Source organism: Nocardiopsis prasina DSM 43845, from assembly GCF_000341265.1.
Taxonomy (GTDB): domain Bacteria; phylum Actinomycetota; class Actinomycetes; order Streptosporangiales; family Streptosporangiaceae; genus Nocardiopsis; species Nocardiopsis prasina.
Genome location: NZ_ANAE01000181.1, coordinates 1 through 16,404 on the forward strand (window position 1 = coordinate 1; position 16,404 = coordinate 16,404).

Annotated in this window: 16 protein-coding genes and 3 pseudogenes; 6 read left to right on the forward strand and 13 right to left on the reverse strand. The window is 70.4% G+C overall.

From position 1 onward, the window contains the following. The first annotated feature begins 379 nt into the window (after window positions 1–379). Window positions 380–1,114, forward strand: coding sequence for an IclR family transcriptional regulator (locus tag D452_RS0121965; protein WP_017546293.1), 735 nt, complete (start codon window positions 380–382; stop codon window positions 1,112–1,114). Between the two features lie 68 nt (window positions 1,115–1,182). On the opposite strand, the gene era is transcribed toward D452_RS0121965, so the two are convergent. The 8 genes and pseudogenes from era to D452_RS0122005 form a co-directional block, all read right to left on the reverse strand. After that, window positions 1,183–2,151 carry a GTPase Era gene (gene era, locus D452_RS0121970; RefSeq protein ID WP_017546294.1) on the reverse strand — a complete coding sequence of 323 codons (969 nt, stop codon included), beginning with the start codon at window positions 2,149–2,151 and terminating at the stop codon, window positions 1,183–1,185. Window positions 2,152–2,160: 9 nt separating this feature from the next. Then, window positions 2,161–2,505: a hypothetical protein gene (locus D452_RS0121975; protein WP_017546295.1), complete on the reverse strand. Its 345-nt coding sequence runs from the start codon at window positions 2,503–2,505 to the stop codon at window positions 2,161–2,163. Next, a complete protein-coding gene (locus D452_RS0121980) occupies window positions 2,502–3,866 on the reverse strand; it encodes a hemolysin family protein (protein WP_017546296.1) in 1,365 nt (454 codons plus the stop codon). Before D452_RS0121980 ends, D452_RS0121975 begins: the two co-directional genes overlap by 4 nt. Beyond that, a complete protein-coding gene (gene ybeY, locus D452_RS0121985) occupies window positions 3,863–4,360 on the reverse strand; it encodes an rRNA maturation RNase YbeY (protein ID WP_017546297.1) in 498 nt (165 codons plus the stop codon). Before ybeY ends, D452_RS0121980 begins: the two co-directional genes overlap by 4 nt. A 136-nt stretch (window positions 4,361–4,496) precedes the next feature. After that, window positions 4,497–4,901 (reverse strand): annotated as a pseudogene (locus tag D452_RS31870) (PhoH family protein); the annotation flags it as partial. 273 nt (window positions 4,902–5,174) lie between these two features. After that, window positions 5,175–5,993: pseudogene (locus tag D452_RS31875) on the reverse strand (LAGLIDADG family homing endonuclease); the annotation flags it as partial. Continuing rightward, window positions 5,982–6,680, reverse strand: a pseudogene (locus tag D452_RS31880) (PhoH family protein); the annotation flags it as partial. The pseudogenes D452_RS31875 and D452_RS31880, both read right to left, overlap by 12 nt. A 206-nt stretch (window positions 6,681–6,886) precedes the next feature. After that, entirely contained in the window at window positions 6,887–7,237 is a 351-nt protein-coding gene (locus D452_RS0122005; protein WP_017546300.1) for a histidine triad nucleotide-binding protein, read from the reverse strand. Window positions 7,238–7,590: 353 nt separating this feature from the next. On the opposite strand from D452_RS0122005, the gene D452_RS0122010 reads away from it, so the two are divergent. Both D452_RS0122010 and D452_RS0122015 read left to right on the forward strand, forming a co-directional pair. Beyond that, window positions 7,591–8,121 (forward strand): SigE family RNA polymerase sigma factor, encoded by a 531-nt coding sequence (locus tag D452_RS0122010; RefSeq protein ID WP_017546301.1) that lies wholly within the window; start codon window positions 7,591–7,593, stop codon window positions 8,119–8,121. Next, the gene (locus D452_RS0122015) at window positions 8,118–8,837 is read left to right on the forward strand and encodes a hypothetical protein (protein ID WP_017546302.1); all 720 of its coding nucleotides are present in this window, start codon (window positions 8,118–8,120) and stop codon (window positions 8,835–8,837) included. The genes D452_RS0122010 and D452_RS0122015 overlap by 4 nt, the downstream gene beginning before the upstream one ends. Before the next feature lie 133 nt (window positions 8,838–8,970). On the opposite strand, the gene D452_RS0122020 is transcribed toward D452_RS0122015, so the two are convergent. Genes D452_RS0122020 through hrcA form a run of 3 tightly spaced genes read right to left on the reverse strand, consistent with a single transcriptional unit; the run spans window position 8,971 to window position 11,871 of the window. Further along, a complete protein-coding gene (locus tag D452_RS0122020) occupies window positions 8,971–9,714 on the reverse strand; it encodes a 16S rRNA (uracil(1498)-N(3))-methyltransferase (RefSeq protein ID WP_017546303.1) in 744 nt (247 codons plus the stop codon). Further along, entirely contained in the window at window positions 9,711–10,853 is a 1,143-nt protein-coding gene (gene dnaJ / locus D452_RS0122025) for a molecular chaperone DnaJ (RefSeq protein WP_017546304.1), read from the reverse strand. The genes D452_RS0122020 and dnaJ overlap by 4 nt, the downstream gene beginning before the upstream one ends. Before the next feature lie 4 nt (window positions 10,854–10,857). Further along, window positions 10,858–11,871 carry a heat-inducible transcriptional repressor HrcA gene (gene hrcA / locus D452_RS0122030; protein WP_017546305.1) on the reverse strand — a complete coding sequence of 338 codons (1,014 nt, stop codon included), beginning with the start codon at window positions 11,869–11,871 and terminating at the stop codon, window positions 10,858–10,860. 178 nt (window positions 11,872–12,049) lie between these two features. Here hrcA and D452_RS0122035 point away from each other — a divergent pair, with 178 nt between their 5' ends. After that, the gene (locus D452_RS0122035) at window positions 12,050–12,889 is read left to right on the forward strand and encodes a DUF3097 domain-containing protein (protein ID WP_017546306.1); all 840 of its coding nucleotides are present in this window, start codon (window positions 12,050–12,052) and stop codon (window positions 12,887–12,889) included. A gap of 181 nt (window positions 12,890–13,070) precedes the next feature. Here the strand turns inward: D452_RS0122035 and D452_RS30495 are convergent, their stop codons facing one another. Further along, the gene (locus D452_RS30495) at window positions 13,071–14,105 is read right to left on the reverse strand and encodes a hypothetical protein (protein ID WP_017546307.1); all 1,035 of its coding nucleotides are present in this window, start codon (window positions 14,103–14,105) and stop codon (window positions 13,071–13,073) included. Here D452_RS30495 and D452_RS0122040 point away from each other — a divergent pair. Together D452_RS0122040 and D452_RS0122045 are read left to right on the forward strand one after the other, a co-directional pair. Continuing rightward, window positions 14,094–14,423: a DUF4870 domain-containing protein gene (locus D452_RS0122040; RefSeq protein WP_026129564.1), complete on the forward strand. Its 330-nt coding sequence runs from the start codon at window positions 14,094–14,096 to the stop codon at window positions 14,421–14,423. The genes D452_RS30495 and D452_RS0122040 overlap by 12 nt on opposite strands. Before the next feature lie 30 nt (window positions 14,424–14,453). After that, complete coding sequence (locus tag D452_RS0122045; protein ID WP_017546309.1) at window positions 14,454–15,062, forward strand: DUF4870 domain-containing protein; 609 nt, start codon at window positions 14,454–14,456, stop codon at window positions 15,060–15,062. A 63-nt stretch (window positions 15,063–15,125) separates the two neighbouring features. On the opposite strand, the gene hemW is transcribed toward D452_RS0122045, so the two are convergent. Continuing rightward, complete coding sequence (gene hemW, locus D452_RS0122050; RefSeq protein ID WP_026129565.1) at window positions 15,126–16,358, reverse strand: radical SAM family heme chaperone HemW; 1,233 nt, start codon at window positions 16,356–16,358, stop codon at window positions 15,126–15,128. Window positions 16,359–16,404 lie beyond the last annotated feature (46 nt).

Sequence of the window (16,404 nt, forward strand, 5' to 3'; positions counted from 1 at the left end):
TCGGGCGTCGGCCTCGGCCAGCCGGGTGTCGAGTTCGGTGACCAGGTCGGTCAGGCCAGCAAGGCTGTCACTCGCCACGTGTCGTGTCCTCCTCCGTCGTCGGTGCCGTCTCTCGGGGGTCAGTGAGAGCCCGGGCACTAATTTCTATATGCGGATAATAACTTCTGCGATTCGGAAGAACAAGGGTGCCGAGGACCCTGCGGATCCGAACGCGAAGCTTCCGCACGCAACAGAGAGCGAAAACCTCCTTTCGTATTGCAGAATGAAGGGCGAGACCGCAGCGGCCCTCAGCATGGGAGCACGACCCTTGTCAGCCTCACAGATCCCCCGAACGGACCAGCCACGCCCTCCAGAGGAGACGGCCCGGCGCTCCGGTGGCGTGCAGTCACTCGACCGCGCCTTCGCCCTGCTGGAGATCATGGCCGAGGCGGGCGGCGAGGCCTCCCTGAGTCAGCTCGCCGACTCCTCGGGCCTGCCCCTGCCCACCATCCACCGCATCATCCGCACCCTGGTCGGCAACGGCTACGTGCGCCAACTCCCGTCCCGCCGGTACGCCCTGGGCCCCCGTCTGATCGGGCTCGGTGACAAGGCGGCCCGCATGCTCGGCACCTGGGCCCGCCCCCACCTCGCCCAACTCGTGGAGGACCTCGGCGAGACCGCGAACCTCGCGATGCTCGACGGCGACAAGGTCATCTACGTCGCCCAGGTCCCCTCACCCCACGCCATGCGCATGTTCACCGAGGTCGGCCGCCGCGTCCTGCCCCACTCCGCCGGGGTCGGCAAGGCCCTGCTGTCCCAGCTCAGCGACGAGGAGGCCCTGGCCGCCGTCCGCCGCACCGGGATGCCCGCCGCCACCGAACGCACCATCACCGACCCCGACGCCTTCCTCGCCGAACTGCGGCGCATCCGCGAGACCGGGTACGCGATCGACGACGGCGAACAGGAGGTGGGCGTGCGATGCGTGGCCGTCCCCGTCAAGGACGCCCCCTCCGGCATGGCCGTGTCGGTGTCCGGACCCGAAGCCCGCGTGGGCTGGGACTTCGTGGACCACGCCGCACCCATCGTGCAGCGGTGCGCCCGGGTCCTGGCCACCGACCTCAACAACCAGAGCTGACTCACACCACGACGAGGGGGCGTGACCACATGTGGTCACGCCCCCTCGTCCGCTTCGAGACCGCCGAACTACGTCTGCTGGTCGAAGCCCAGCTTGCGCAGCTGCTTGGGGTCGCGCTGCCAGTCCTTGGCCACCCGCACCCGCAGGTCCAGGAAGACCCGCTGCCCGAGCAGCCCCTCGATCTGCTTGCGGGCCCGCGAGCCCACGTCACGCAGACGCGAACCCTTGGAGCCGATCACGATCGCCTTCTGGCTGGGGCGCTCCACGTACAGCGACGCGTAGATGTCCACCAGCTCCTTGCCGGGCTTGGTGTTCTCCCGCTCGTACATCTCGTCCACGACCACCGCGATCGAGTGCGGGAGCTCGTCCCGGACACCCTCCAGGGCGGCCTCGCGGACCAGCTCCGCCACGAGCATCTCGTCCGGTTCGTCCGTGAGGTCGCCGTCCGGGTACAGCGGCGGCCCCTTCGGCAGGTGCGAGCACAGCACGTCCGTGACCGTGTCCAGCTGGAACTCCCCGCGCGCGGACACCGGCACGATGTCGGCCCAGTCGCCCAGTTCGTTCACGGCCATCAGGTGCTCCCCGACCGCCGCCCGGTCCACCAGGTCGGTCTTGGTCACCAGCGCGACCACCGGGGTGTTGGTCTGCTCGGCCAGCTCCTTGGCGATGTAGGTGTCACCGCGCCCGATCGGCTCGTTGGCCGGCAGACAGAACGCGATCACGTCCACCTCGACCAACGTGGACCGCACCAGCGAGTCCAACCGCTCCCCCAGCAGGGTGCGGGGCTTGTGCAGACCGGGCGTGTCCACGATGATCAGCTGCGCGTCCGGCCGGTGCACGATGCCGCGCACCGTCCGCCGGGTGGTCTGCGGCCGGTTGCTGGTGATCGCCACCTTCTGCCCGACCAGCGCGTTCATCAGGGTGGACTTGCCCACGTTCGGGCGGCCCACGAAGCAGGCGAAACCGCTCCGGAAGCCCTCCGGGAAGGAGAGCGGTTCCAGCGGCACGCGGAGCTTCTCAAGGTCGAGGTCGTTCATCGGTCCTTCTCAACGCCGGGCGATGTTCGCGGGCACCCCGTCGGGGGCCGCGATCACCACCAGCTGGGTCTTCAGGTCGTCCGCCACCGCGCGGTCGGCCTCGGTCAGCTCCTTGGCCTGGGTGACGACCACCGCGGCCTCCAGGGCGGAGGCCTCGCTGGAGGCCGCCGCGGCCACGGCGGCCTGGAGCGCGCTCAGCTGGAGCGAGGGCAGCGACACCGTGGTGGCCACGTACGTGCGCCCGGTCTCGTCGCGTACCGCGGCGCCCTCGGCTGCCGCGTTCCGTGCCCGGGAGGCCCGCGCGAGGGTGATCAGCTTGGCGTCCTCGGGGCCGAGTCCCGTCGTGTCCGTCACTGGTCCGTGCTCCTTACGTCGTGGTCGTGGCCCTGGTCCCCTTCGGGGGCGAGCCGCTCCACCAGCACCGTCGTCATCCGGTTGCGGCGGCTGCTCTTGCCCTCCAGGGTGAGCCGGAGTCCAGCGTATTCTGCCTGGGCGCCGCCCGCCGGGACGCGACCCAGCACGAACGCCACCAGGCCGCCCACGGTCTCCACGTCGGAGACCTCCAGGTCGCGCTCGGGGAAGAGTTCGGCCAGCTCACCCAGGGGCAGTCGCGCGGTGACCCGCACACGGTCGTCGTCCAGCCAGTCCACCGGGGCGATCTCGTGGTCGTACTCGTCGGTGATCTCGCCGACGATCTCCTCCACGATGTCCTCCAGCGTGACGAGCCCGGCGGTGCCGCCGTACTCGTCGATCGCCACCGCCACGTGGTTGCGGCGCTTCTGCATCTCCCGCAGGAGTTCGTCGATGGGCTTGGTGTCGGGCACGAACGTGGCGTCACGCATCACGTCCCCGGCGGTCAGGGGCACGTCGTCCGCGCCCCCGGCGGCCGCAGCCCAGCGGTCGCGCAGGCGCTCCACCAGGTCCTTGAGGTAGATGATGCCGACCACGTCGTCCTCGTCCTCACCGGTGACCGGGATACGCGAGTACCCGCTGGCCATGGCGAGCGAGAGGACCGCGTCGGCGTCCGCGTCACGGCCCGTGAAGACGATGTCGGGCCGGGGCACCATCACCTCGCGCACGGAGGTGTCGTCCAGCTTGAACACCGAGTGGATCATCTGGCGCTCCTCGGGGTCGATCACCTCCCCCTGCTCGGCCAGATCGACGAGCTGACGCAGCTCCACCTCGGTGCTGAACGGGCCGTCCCGGTCGCCCTTGCCGCGCGGGGTGAGCGCGCGGCCCGCCCCCACCAGCAGACGGGCCAGCGGACCCAGCACCACCTGGAGCGGGTACACGACCGTCGCGCTGGCCCGGGCCAGAGGACCGGCGAACTGGCGGCCGAGGATGCGCGGCGTGACCGCGATCAGGACGCACTCCACCACGACCATCGCCACGGCGGTGAGCACCAGGGCGGGCCAGTCAGCTCCCAGCAGGAAGACCATGCCCACCACGGCGGCGAGCACGGCGCAGACCTCGCACACCACACGCAGGAAGAGCAGCATGTTCAGGTGCTCGGTGGGATTGACCCGCACCCGCTCCCACGCGGCGCGCACCCGTGCGGGGCGCTCGGCGTGGGCGTCCTCCATGCCCATGGAGATCACTCGGGTGACGGCGACCTCGGCCGCCACCAGGAAACCGGCCACCGCGGTCAGGAGGAGGGCGGCCGCCAGGGACACCGACCACACCACGGGGTCACCCGTGGCCAGCGACGCGCTCATCGGGCGCTCTCGTCCCCTTCGGTCGTCCCCTCGGCGGCGGCCTCGCGCTCATTCCAGGCGGCGAGGATCTCACCCTGGAGGCCGAACATCTCCTTGTGCTCCTCGGGCTCGGCGTGGTCGTAGCCGAGCAGGTGGAGGATGCCGTGCGTGCACAGCAGGTCGATCTCGGCCCGGGTTCCGTGACCGGCCTTCTCGCCCTGGCGCTCGGCCACCTGCGGGCAGATGATCACGTCACCGAGCACACCGGGCTCGCTGGTGCGTCCGGGACCGCCGGGGCGCAGTTCGTCCATGGGGAACGAGAGCACGTCGGTGGGGCCGGGCTCGTCCATCCAGCGCACGTGGAGGTCGGTCATGGGTCCTTCGTCCACCAGCACGACCGACAGCTCGGCCAACGGGTGCACCCGCATGGCGTCGAGCACGTGCCGGGCCAGACGGGAGAGTCGCTCCTCGTCCACGGTGGTGACGCCGGACTCGTTGGCGACGTCGATACTCATCGGTTGCGGCTGCCTCACTTGGATTCGGTGTGGGTCGGCGGGGTCGCTCCGCCTGGCGCCCGGGGAGGGGCGCCCACCGACACCGGTGGGCCCGCACGGGGCGGGCCCACCGGCCGGTGTCACTACGTACTTCTTCTCAGTCTGCCCGGTGTTCGGGGCCCTCGGCGCCGTCGCCCCGGTCCTTCGGGGTGTCACCGCCCCTGCGCCGTCCGCCGCGCGGCCCCGGCCGGCCCCGGTCTGCGTCGCTCCGGCCGCCCTGATCGGCGTCGTAGCGCCCGTAGGCGTCGACGATCTGCCCCACCAGGCGGTGTCGCACGACGTCCTCACTGGTCAGTCGGCAGAAGGCGATGTCGTCGATATCACGCAGGATGTTCTCGATGGTCCGGAGCCCGCTCGTCTGCCCGCCGGGCAGGTCCACCTGGGTGACGTCACCGGTGACCACGATCTTCGACCCGAAGCCGAGCCGCGTGAGGAACATCTTCATCTGCTCGGGCGAGGTGTTCTGCGCCTCGTCCAGGATGATGAAGGAATCGTTGAGTGTGTTGTGCGTGAGCAGGAAGTCCTCGGTGACGTAGAGGGAGTCCTCCGCCGCCACCTGGATGCACACGCACTCCTCGCTTCCGGCCGGTTCGACGGAGTCGACGAAGCGCATCGGGCGTCCCCCACCGGTCGCGTCGTACTTCTCCCTCTTGCGTCGGAGCCGGAAGGGCTGAACTCCCTCGGGCAGACGCAGGTCGAGGCCATGGGTGTCCTTGCGGTAGAAGACCTCCCGTCCCCGGGCGAGGCCCGGCGCACGCCCCTCGGCTGGGCGGGAACGCTCGTAGACCACGCCTCCGAGAGACCGGACCAGGAAGGTCACCGCGTCACGCAGGTGCGGGGACGTCGTTCCGTACTGCACGCGGCAGGTGCGCCCCGCTTGTGTGACCGGTCCCCCGTCGGAGTCGAGCAGGCCCTGGAGCAGGGCCAACCTCACCTCGGCCGTGTTGTAAAGGTAGTCGTCCGGTACGAACTTCGTGTCGGACCTGGTCCCGCACAGTCCCAGGTCGCGCATGATCGCCGTCACCGGGTTGGCGATGGTGATCACGTCACCCGGCGCGCTCTCGCGGTTGAGAACGTAGTCCACACCGGACTTGTGCCTGACGCGAACTCCGGGAAGAAGCGTGTCGAGTGCCTCGGCCAGCTCGGGGTCCTTGGTCGCGAAACTCGGTGTGGTCGAACCAGTGAGGCAACCGTCCCCGAGGAGCAGGCCCAAGGCGTAGGCGTCCATGGGTACCTCCCGTTCCGGGAAGGCCACGGGCTCGCTGAGCAGAGGGAGCTCGTACCGGCGGTAGTGCGAGCTGCGCAGCCCGCTCTCGACGATCTCCTTGGCGGTGAGCACCCTGGGCGGCTTGCCTCTGCGTGCGTCGTCCCTGGTCCGGACGGTCCACAGATGGTCCTCTGAGCACAGCGTGGAGGCACCGTCCTGTGAGGAGAAACGGTAGGTCGCCTTCTCCCCCTGCGGGTACACCCCGATCACCGGGGTCGGTCGCCCGTCAGAGCCCGTCACCAGGTCACCGACCCGGAGGTCACCGATGGGCCGGAACCCCTCCGGGGTCAGCACCTTGGTGTGCAGTGGCTGCGCCCGACCCCGCATGTACGCCAGGGGGGCGACCTCGATGGTTCCGGCCGCCATCAGCTTGGGGATGGAGTCCGGGTCGAGCATGTCGTGCAGGGCGTCGTACAGCGGACGCAGGTACGGGTCGATCTTGTCGTACAGGGTGCCGGGCAGGAACCCCAGGCGCTCCCCGGCCTCGACGGCGGGCCGGGTGAGGATGATCCGGTTGACCTCCTTGTCCTGGAGGGCCTTCACCGCCTTGGCCATGGCCAGGTAGGTCTTTCCGGTGCCCGCCGGGCCGATGCCGAACACCACGGTGCGCTCGTCGATGATGTCGACGTACCGCTTCTGGTTCAGCGTCTTGGGGCGGATGGTCTTGCCCCGGTTGGACAGGATGTTGGTGGTCAGCACGTCCGCGGGGCGTTCCTTGCCCGGCGAGCGCAGCATGTGGATCATGCGCTCGATGGTGTCGGGGGTGACGTGGGTGCCGCTCTTGGCGAGCTCGATCAGCTCCTCCACGAGGCGGACCACCACGGCCGTCTCCTCGGGGGTGCCGCTGATCGTGAACTCGTTGCCACGGACGTGGATGTCGCTCTTGAAGGACCGCTCCAGCGCCCGGAGGAGCTCGTCCCCCGAACCCAGCAGGCTGATCATCGTGTGTTCGTCCGGAACCACGACCTTGACCTGGGTCTCCGGGTCCTGGTTCGTGTGAGTTGACTCGGCCATGGTGTGGCCTTGCGGCCGCTGTCCCTACCCTTCGGTCACGGCCCCGGGGTCGGTCGCCCGGGGTTCCTCGCGGACGGGCCGCACACCGTGTTCGACGGTGTCGAACACGGTCACCACGGGTGTGTGGGACAACCGAAGTGGCCGGTGGGGCCCGTCCGCGAGTCTACCAACCAGGGCCCGGGGGGCTCGATGGATTATCGCTCCGCCTACCCGGGGGGCCAGTTCAGCCCGCGACCGCCGAGCACGTGGGCGTGCAGGTGGAACACGGTCTGCCCGGCGCCGGCCCCGGTGTTGAACACCATCCGGTACCCGGACTCCACCACACCCTCGTTCCTGGCCACCTCGTGGGCCTCCCTCACCAGGGCGTCGAGCAGCCCCGTGTCGGTGGCCGCGGCAGCGGCGGCGTCGGCGTGGTGCTCGCGGGGGACGACCAGGACGTGGGTGGGCGCCTGGGGGTTGATGTCGCGGAACGCCACCGTGCGCTCCCCCTCACGGACGATCTCCGCTGGAACCTCGCCCTTCACGATCTTGCAGAAAAGGCAGTCGGGGTCGACCATCGCTCACCTTCCGTCACGCGGCCGCGCGCTCCGTGGCGGCACCGCTCTCTCGGTTCTCGGATTGTCCGCTGACCATGATGCCGCAGGTGCCCGGAACGCCGCAGGTACGCGACCCACGAGGAGATGAACCCTCAACCTTTCCGCAACCGTTCCGATCCGCGTTCCCCTCCAGCCACCGATCGGGGCGCGATAGTCTTTGTCTCCGTGCGCGTCAGGCTGTGGGCAACGCCCCGCTGTTCGGCCACGTCCGACGTGTTCGGATCGGAACGCACGTCTACTGGAAATGATGAGGTATGCCCTTTCGTAAACCCCGCGACAAGGGTGTGCGTCGAACTGATGTGACGACAGAAACCTTGGTGGCCAACGCCACCACGGCGCCACTCTCGGTCGAGTGGGACGCCGACCACGCAGTGACGGAGCTCTACCGGGAGCACTACCGTCCGCTCGTTCGGCTCGCCGCCCTGCTCGTGAGGGACCACGCGACCGCCGAGGAGGTCGTCCAGGACGCCTTCGTCGCCATGCACGGCGCCTGGCGCCGCCTCAGGGACCCGAACAAGGCCCTCTCCTACCTCCGCCAGGCGGTGGTGAACAAGGCCCGGTCGGTGCTTCGCCACAGGGCAGTCGTCGAGAAGCACGCCCCCAAGGCCCTGCCCGACGCGCCCAGTGCCGAGCACGGGGCCATGAACCTGCTCGAGCGCGAGGCGGTCATCACCGCCCTGCGCAAGCTACCCACCCGTCAGCGAGAGGCCATCGTGCTCCGGTACTACGGTGATCTGTCCGAGGCACAGATCGCGGACGCCATGGGCATCAGCAGAGGCGCGGTCAAGAGCCACACCTCGCGCGGCATCTCCTCCCTTCGCTCTGTACTGGAGCAGACGTCATGAGTAGCCCCAACGATAGGAACGAACCGGAGTTCGAGGACCAACTCCGCCAGATACTGCGCGCCGAGGCCGACGAGGTCACACCTTCGGCCGAAGGCCTCAACCTCATCCGTGAGCGCACCGAGCGCCAACGCGGTTCGTCGTGGTTCGGGCTGCCGTGGCTCCGTCCCGTGACGGCCGTGGCCGCTGCCGTGCTCATCGTCGCCTCGGTGATCATGTCGAGCCCACAGGTCCGCGAACAGGTCCTGGAGATCGTCCCGGCCGGGGCCGACCGCGAGGGCACCCCGCCCGAGACCCAGTCCGACGGGGGCGACGGCGTGGCGGCTCCCGACCCGTCGACGGACTCCACCTCCGGCACCAGCAAGCTGGAGGAGGAGACCGGGGACGACCCCGAGGGCACCCCCAGCCCCGACAGCTCGCCCTCCTCCTCGGAGGACGACGGTTTCGAGGCCACGTCCCCGTGCCCGCCCGGTGAGGAGCTCGTCCCGCCCGCGACCGACGGCGCCCGTGACGAGGACAAGAGGAACAAGGACGACGACCGCGACGACAGGGGCTCCGACAAGGAGACCTGCGCCCCGACCGACGAGCCGAAGGAAGAGCCCACCGACGAGCCCACCAGCCCCGGGGGCGGCAGCGACCCGGACCCCGGTGACGGCGCCGAGGACCCCGGCAGCGGTTCCGGTGGCGGCGGTGAGGAGGACGGGGCCAGCGCGAGCTGACCCCCGACGGCGTCGCCGAACAGACATGACGAAGGGCCCGTGGAGGATTCCACGGGCCCTTCGTCGTACCTCTGTGCGTGTGTCCGGCCACCGGGTCACGGTCGCCGGGGACGGACCCCCGGCTCGCGTCCGCTCACCAGCGTCCCGTACGGGCCTGGAGCACGGACAGGGCCGCGACCCCGGCGGTGGAGGTGCGCAGGACCGAGGGGCCCAGCAGGGCCCGGACCGCTCCGGCCGCGTCGAAGGCGGCCAGTTCGGTCTCGGAGATCCCGCCCTCGGGGCCGACCACCAGGACGAGCCCCGCACCGTGGGGTTCCTCCGGCAGTGGGAGCTCCGAGAGCCGAAGCGCCCCCTCCTCGTGCAGGACCACGGCCAGCTCCGCCTCGGCGAGCAGGGCGGACACGCCCTTGCGGTCCAGCGGCTCGGTGACCTCGGGCGTCCGGGCCCGGCGGGCCTGTTTGGCCGCCTCCCTGGCGCTCGCCCGCCACTTGGCCAGGGCCTTGGCGCCCCGATCACCCTTCCACTGTGTGACACAGCGCTCGGCTGACCAGGGCACGACGGCGTCGACCCCGGCCTCGGTCATCATCTCCACCGCGAGCTCGCCCCGGTCCCGTTTGGGCAGGGCCTGCACCACGGTGATGCGGGGTCGCGGCTCGGGTTCGCTCCTGCGTTCCAGCACACGGCAGACGAGCGTGTCCTTGCCGAGGACCTCGTCGACCTCACAGCGCGCACGAAGGCCGAGACCGTCGGAAAGGTCGACGGTCTCTCCCTCGCCGATACGTCGGACCGCCACGGCGTGACGTCCCTCCGGGCCGTCCAGTCGGATCCGGTCGCCCGCCAGAGCGGCGGTCCCGACCAGGAAGACCGGCGGGGTCACTTGGCTCCGAAGGCGTCGCGGATCTTGGAGAAGAACCCACCGTGCCCGGGGCTGAAGCGGCCCGGATTCTGGTCCTCCCCACGCAGCTCCGCGAACTTGCGCAGCAGGGCTTCCTGCTCCTCGTCCAGCTTGCCCGGGGTCTCCACGTCCACACGGATGCGCAGGTCTCCCCGGCCGCCGCCGTCGAGGTGGGTGACGCCCTTGCCTGGCAGGGTGATGACGTGGCCCGAGTTGGTCCCCGGACGCAGGTCGATGTTCTCGGTTCCGTCGAGGGTGTCGAACGCGCACGAGGCACCCAGCGCGGCCGCCGTCATGGGGACGGTGATGGTGCAGTGCAGGTCGTCGCCGCGACGCTCGAAGGTCGGGTGCGGCTTCTGGACGATCTCCAGGATGATGTCGCCGCGCGGTCCGCCGTTGGGGCCGACCTCGCCCTCGCCCGCGAGCTGGATGCGGGTGCCGTCGTCGACACCGGCGGGGATCTTCACGGTGCGGGTGACCTTCTCCCGAACCCGGCCCTCGCCCGCGCAGTCGCCGCAGGGGTTGGTGATGACCGAGCCCTGGCCCGAGCACTGCGGGCAGGGGCGCGAGGTCATGACCTGACCGAGGAAGGAGCGCGTGACCTGGGAGACCTCGCCCTGGCCGTGGCACATGTCGCAGGTGGTCCGGTGCGAACCGGCCGCCGTGCCCTCGCCCTGGCAGGTCTCACACAGGATCGCGGTCGGGAAGGTGATCTCCCGGCTGACCCCGAAGGCGGTCTCGACGAGGTCGAGCTCGATGCGGATCTTGATGCTGCGTCCGCGCCGGACCCGTTCCCGGGGGCCGCGGCCGCCGGGCTGTCCTCCGCCGAAGAAGGCGTTCATGATGTCGTCGAAGGCGAACCCGCCCGCGTTGCCGAAACCTCCGGCACCGCCACCGCCGCCGGGGGCGAAGGGGTCCTGACCCATGTCGAACATCCGACGCTTGTTCTCGTCGGAGAGGACCTCGTAGGCCTGGGTCACTTCCTTGAAGCGCTCCTGGGTCGCGGGGTCCGGGTTGATGTCCGGGTGGAGCTCGCGCGCGAGCCGCCGGTACGCCTTCTTGATCTCGTCCTTGGACGCGTCGCGACGCACCCCGAGAACCTGGTAATAGTCTCTGGCCACTGAGTTACTGTCCTGCCAAAATCTGTCCGACATACCGGGCCACCGCACGGACGGCGCCCATCGTCCCTGGGTAGTCCATACGGGTCGGGCCCACCACTCCGATCTTGGCCAGCGACTGGTTTCCCACGCCGTAGTCAGCCGACACGATGGAAGTGGATCGAAGGCCCTCGTGGAAGTTCTCCGCGCCGATGCGCACTGTGAGCATGGAGGGGTCCTTGGCCTCACCGAGCAGTCGGATGAGGACCATGTTCTCTTCCAGTGCTTCGAGCACCTCGCGCAGGCTGGCCGCGAAGTCGACCGCGGCCAGGTTGGCGGTTCCCGCCAGAACGATCTTCTCCTCGTGTCTTTCCACGAGGCTCTCCAGCAGGATGGAGAGGACCGCGACCGCGACGGGCCGGTCCTCCGGGGCGACCTGGGCGGGCAGGTCCTCCACCGCGTCCGGCACGTCACCGAGGTGTCTGCCCGCGATGGCGCGGTTGAGCATGTTGCGCAGGTCGTCCACCACGGTCTCGCTGACCGATCCCAGCCCGTCGATGACGCGCTGTTCGACCCGGCCGGTGTTGGTGATGACGACCATCATGATGCGCTGGCCGCCGAGCGGCACCAGTTCCACGTGCTGGACCGACGAGCGGGTCAGCGACGGGTACTGGACGATCGCGACCTGCCGGGTGAGCTGCGCGAGCAGCCGCACCGTGCGGGCGACGATCTCGTCGAGGTCCACGGCACCGCCGAGGAAGGACTCGATGGCACGCCGTTCGGCCGCCGAGAGCGGCTTGACGGAGGAGAGCCGGTCCACGAAGAGCCGGTACCCCTTGTCGGTGGGCACCCGTCCCGCACTGGTGTGGGGTTGGGTGATGTAGCCGTCCTCCTCGAGGGCGACCATGTCGTTGCGAATGGTCGCCGAGGAGACACCAAGGGGGTGACGGTCCGCCAACGCCCGGGAACCCACGGGTTCGTTGGTGTTGACGAAGTCCTCGACGACCGCACGCAGGACCGCGAGCTTGCGCTCATCCAGCAACTCGCCACCTCCTGGCACTCCAAGGTCCTCAGTGCTAATTCTATGCCCGGCCGCAAACCCGCACGGCTACCCGCACGCAGTAACACGTGGACGGGGGTCGCTTCTTCCTTCTCGGATCCGCGACGTGCGCCACCCGCCAACGGGCGTCCGGGGTCCGTCACCAGTAGACTGCACCACCGTGGTTACCAAGGGAACCGGCCGTTACGGCCGCGACGTTCTGGCGGGAGACTGGCGGCGACCGAAGAAGGGCGCGGTTCGCGAGATACCCCTCAGCCGTGACCTGGTCGTGGAGGACGCCGACGAGACCTTCTGCGGGGCCGTGGTGTCCTGGGACAAGGCCGCGGTGACCCTGGAGGACCGGGACGGGCGCCGCAGGGTGTTCGAGCTGGGCCAGGCCGCCTTCCTCGTGGACGGTGAACCGGTGACACTGGTGCGTCCGACGGAGGCCCCCAAGGGTCCTCTGCGCAGCGCCTCGGGGTCGATCGCGGTGACCGACGCGCGGGCCCGCACGGCCCGCGAGAGCCGGATCTACGTCGAGGGCGCCCACGACGCCGAGCTGGTCGAGAAGGTCTGGGGCCACGACCTCCGCGTGGAGGGGGTGGCCGTCGAGTTCCTGGAGGGGGTCGACGACCTTCCCGCAGTGGTGGCGGAGTTCGAGCCGGGTCCGGGGCGCCGTCTGGGGGTCCTGGTGGACCACCTGGTGCCGGGGTCCAAGGAGAGCCGGATCGCCGAGCGCGCCCGTGGCGCGGACGTGCTCGTGGTCGGCCATCCCTACGTGGACGTGTGGCAGGCGGTGCGTCCGAGCGCGGTGGGGATCGGGGCCTGGCCCGAGATCCCTCGGGGGCTGCCCTGGAAGGAGGGCGTCGTGGACGCTCTCGGCTGGCGGATGGAGACGGGTGAGGCCTGGCGCCGCATCCTGGGCTCGGTCCGTGGCTACGGGGACCTCGAACCCTCCCTGCTGGGGCGGGTGGAGGAGCTCATCGACTTCGTCACGGGACCGCACACCGCGGAACACTAGGATTGTCACGATCACGTGGTCTGATGGATCCCCCGGGAGACCGCTCCCCCGTTTCCGTCGGGCGACACGGCCTCCGGCCCTCCGCGGTCGTCGGTACGGCCCGAGTCCTTCGGGCAGACAGCAAGCGCCCCCAACAGCGGAGTCAAGGAAGAGCATGAGCGAGACCCCGTCCAGTCATCCGTCACCGGACGACCCGCAGGGACAGCGGCAACCGCCGCAGGAGCCCGCACAGCAGAGCGGCGCGCAGCCCGGTTGGGGCCAGCCCGACGCGCAGGCCCACGGTCAGCAGCAGAGCGGGGCTCAGCCCGCCTGGGGGCAGCCCGCCGGAGGTCAGCCGCAGGGGCCTGAGCAGCCCGGCCACCCCCCGCAGGCGCAGGCCTACGGCCAGCCCCAACCGTCTCAGGCGCAGCCGAGCGGTGCGCAGCCTGGATGGGGTCACGGCACGGGCGGTCAGCCGCAGGCGCCCCAGCAGACCAGCGGCGCACAGCCCGGCTGGGGAGTACCCGGCGGCGACCCGCAACAGGCCCAGCCCGGATGGGGCCAGCCCGGGGCACAGGCCCCGCAGCCCCAGGCCTACAGCCAGCCCCAGCCAGCACAGCCACCCCAGGCACAGCCCGGCTGGGGACCCGACACCGGCGGCCAGCCCCAGGCACCCCAGCAGACCAGCGGCGCACAGCCCGCATGGGGACAGCCGCAGGAACAGGCGCAGGCGTACGGCCCACCGCAGACCGGTGCTCAGCCCGGTGGCAACCAGCCTGGGGCGCAGGCCCCGCAGCCCCAGAGCTACGGCCAGCCCCAACAGGCCCAGCCCGGTTGGGAGCAGTCGACGGCCAGCGAGCCGCAGCAGCCGCACTGGGGCCAGCCCGCGGGACAGGCGTACGGCCAGCCGCAGCAGAGCGGCGCGCAGCCGACCTGGGTCCAGCCTGCCGGTGGCCAGCCGCAGCCGCAGCAGCCGGCCTGGGGCCAGCCGGAGGCGCAGGCCCAGCAGAGCGGCGCACAGCCCGCCTGGGGTCAGCCAGCCGCTGACCAGGCTCAGGCCGGCTACGCCCCCCAGGGGTACGGCCAGCCGCAGTTCCAGCAGGCCCAGCCCGGGCAGGCGCAGCCCCAGGCCGGTTACGGGGAGCAGTTCCAGCAGCCCCAGCAGGTCTACGGTCAGCAGCCGGTCCAGCAGCCCGCCGGTGGCGGCAACGACGTACTCGTCGCCATGCTCGCGCACCTGTCCGGATTCGTGATCGCCTTCCTCGGCTGGATCCCGCCGCTGGCCATCTACTTCGCCAAGCGCAACCAGTCACCGTTCATCCGGCACCACGCGTCCGAAGCGGCGAACTTCCAGATCACTATGCTGATCCCGTACATCTTCGCTGGCGTGGCATTCTTCGGCTTGGGTATCTTTTTCCCCAGCCTGTCCTGGATCGGCTACCTTCTCATCGCCCTCGTGTGGATCATCTCCATCGTCTTCGGCGTTCTGGGAGCCTCCGGAGCCAACAGGGGAGCCTGGTCCCGTTACCCCGTGAGCATCCGGCTCCTGAAGTAGTCACCCGCGCCCACACACCAAGGAACCACCATGTCCTATCCGAACAACCCGAACCCCCACGACCCCTACGGTCAGGGTGAGTCCGGGGGCTACCCGCCCCCTCCCGGCTACCCGCAGCAGGGTGGTGTCCCCGGTGGTCCTCCCGTTCCGTACAACGGTCCGCAGAGCGGCGGTTACCCGCCGCCCCAGGGCGGCTACCAGCAGCCCGGCGGCTACCCCCAGGGCGGCTACCAGCAGCCCGGTGGTTACCCGCCTCCCCACGGCGGTCAGTACGGCGGCTACCAGCAGCCCGGTGCCCAGGGCTACGGTGCCTACGTGCCGACCCCGGAGGAGCGCAGCTCGGCGAAGCTCGCCCACATCGGCGGCGGCTTCCTCGGCTGGCTGCTGCCGCTCATCGTGTACATCACGAAGAAGGACGAGTCGCCGTACGTCCGCGACCAGGCCGCCCGGGCGCTCAGCTTCCAGCTGGTGATGCTGATCGGCTACACGATCTCGTGGATCCTCACGATCATCCTGCTCGGCTTCCTCGGGCTGATCGGCCTGGTGATCTTCTCGATCGTCTCCGGTTTCCGCGCGGCGTCGGCGGTGGACCGGGGCGAGTGGGCGCGCTACCCGATGGACGTCACCTGGGTGAAGTAACCCGACGTTCCACGCGTGAAGGAGGGGCCCGGCACGAAGCCGGGCCCCTCCTTCGTGCGTGCCTCAGGTGAGGTCACGGACGACGGCGTCCGCGAGCAGGCGGCCCCGCCTGGTCAGCGCGGCGCGTCCCCCGGAGTGGGCCACGGGGTCCAGGAGCCCTTCCTTGACCAGGCGTTCGGCGGCGGCCAGGCCCGGGGCATCCAGGAGTTCCAGCGGGCAGCCGCCGTCCACACGCAGTTCCAGCAGGACCCGCTCGAACCTGCGCTCGGCCTCGGTGAGCACCTCTCGGGCGTGGGCCGGGCTGTCCCCGGCAGCCAGGCGGGCCGCGTAGGCGGCGGGGTGCTTGACGTTCCACCAGCGGGTCCCGCCCACGTGGCTGTGCGCACCCGGGCCGATCCCCCACCAGTGTCCGCCGGTCCAGTAGAGCATGTTGTGTGCGCTGCGCCCCTCGGTGCTGCGGGCCCAGTTGGACACCTCGTAGGGGGTGTACCCGGCCCTGGCCAGGGCCTCGTCCGCCATGAGGTAGCGATCGGCCATGGCGTCGTCGTCGGGTTCGGTGAGTTCTCCCCTGCGGACGCGGGCGGCCAGACGGGTGCCGTCCTCCACGATCAGGGAGTAGGCGGAGACGTGGTCGGGCCCGGCACCGATGGCGGCGTCCAGGGAGGCCGCCCAGTCCTCGTCGCTCTCCCCCGGTGTGCCGTAGATGAGGTCCAGGTTGACGTGCTCGAACCCGGCCTGGCGGGCCCAGGTCACGCACTGTTCGGGGCGGCCCGGGGTGTGGCCGCGCTCCAGGACGCGCAGGACGTGGGGGCGGGCGCTCTGCATGCCGAAGGACACCCGGGTGAACCCGGCCTCCCTGAGGCGGGCGAGGTAGTCCGGGTCGACCGTCTCCGGGTTGGCCTCGGTGGTGATCTCCGCGTCGGGGGTGAGTCCGAAGCGGTCGCGGATCTCACCGAGGACGAGTCCGAGGTCCTCGGGTGAGAGCAGGGTGGGTGTGCCGCCGCCCACGAACACGGTGCTGACCGGCGGGCGTTCGCCGGTCAGCACCTGGTCGGCCAGGGCGACCTCGCCCGCCGCCTGCCCGGCGTAGGTCTCCCGGGAGGCCGTGGCGGTTCCGTCCCGTGAGACGAGTTCGTCGGCGGTGTAGGTGTTGAAGTCGCAGTAGCCGCAGCGGGGGACGCAGAAGGGCACGTGGACGTAGAACCCGAGCGGGCGCTCGCCGAGTTCGGCGAGGGAGGTCTCGGGGAGTTCCCCGGTCCGGGGCACGGGTTCGCCGTCGAGGGCTACGGATGGCATGTCTCCAGTGTCACCGACCCGACGACGTGCCCTGACACTCACCGTG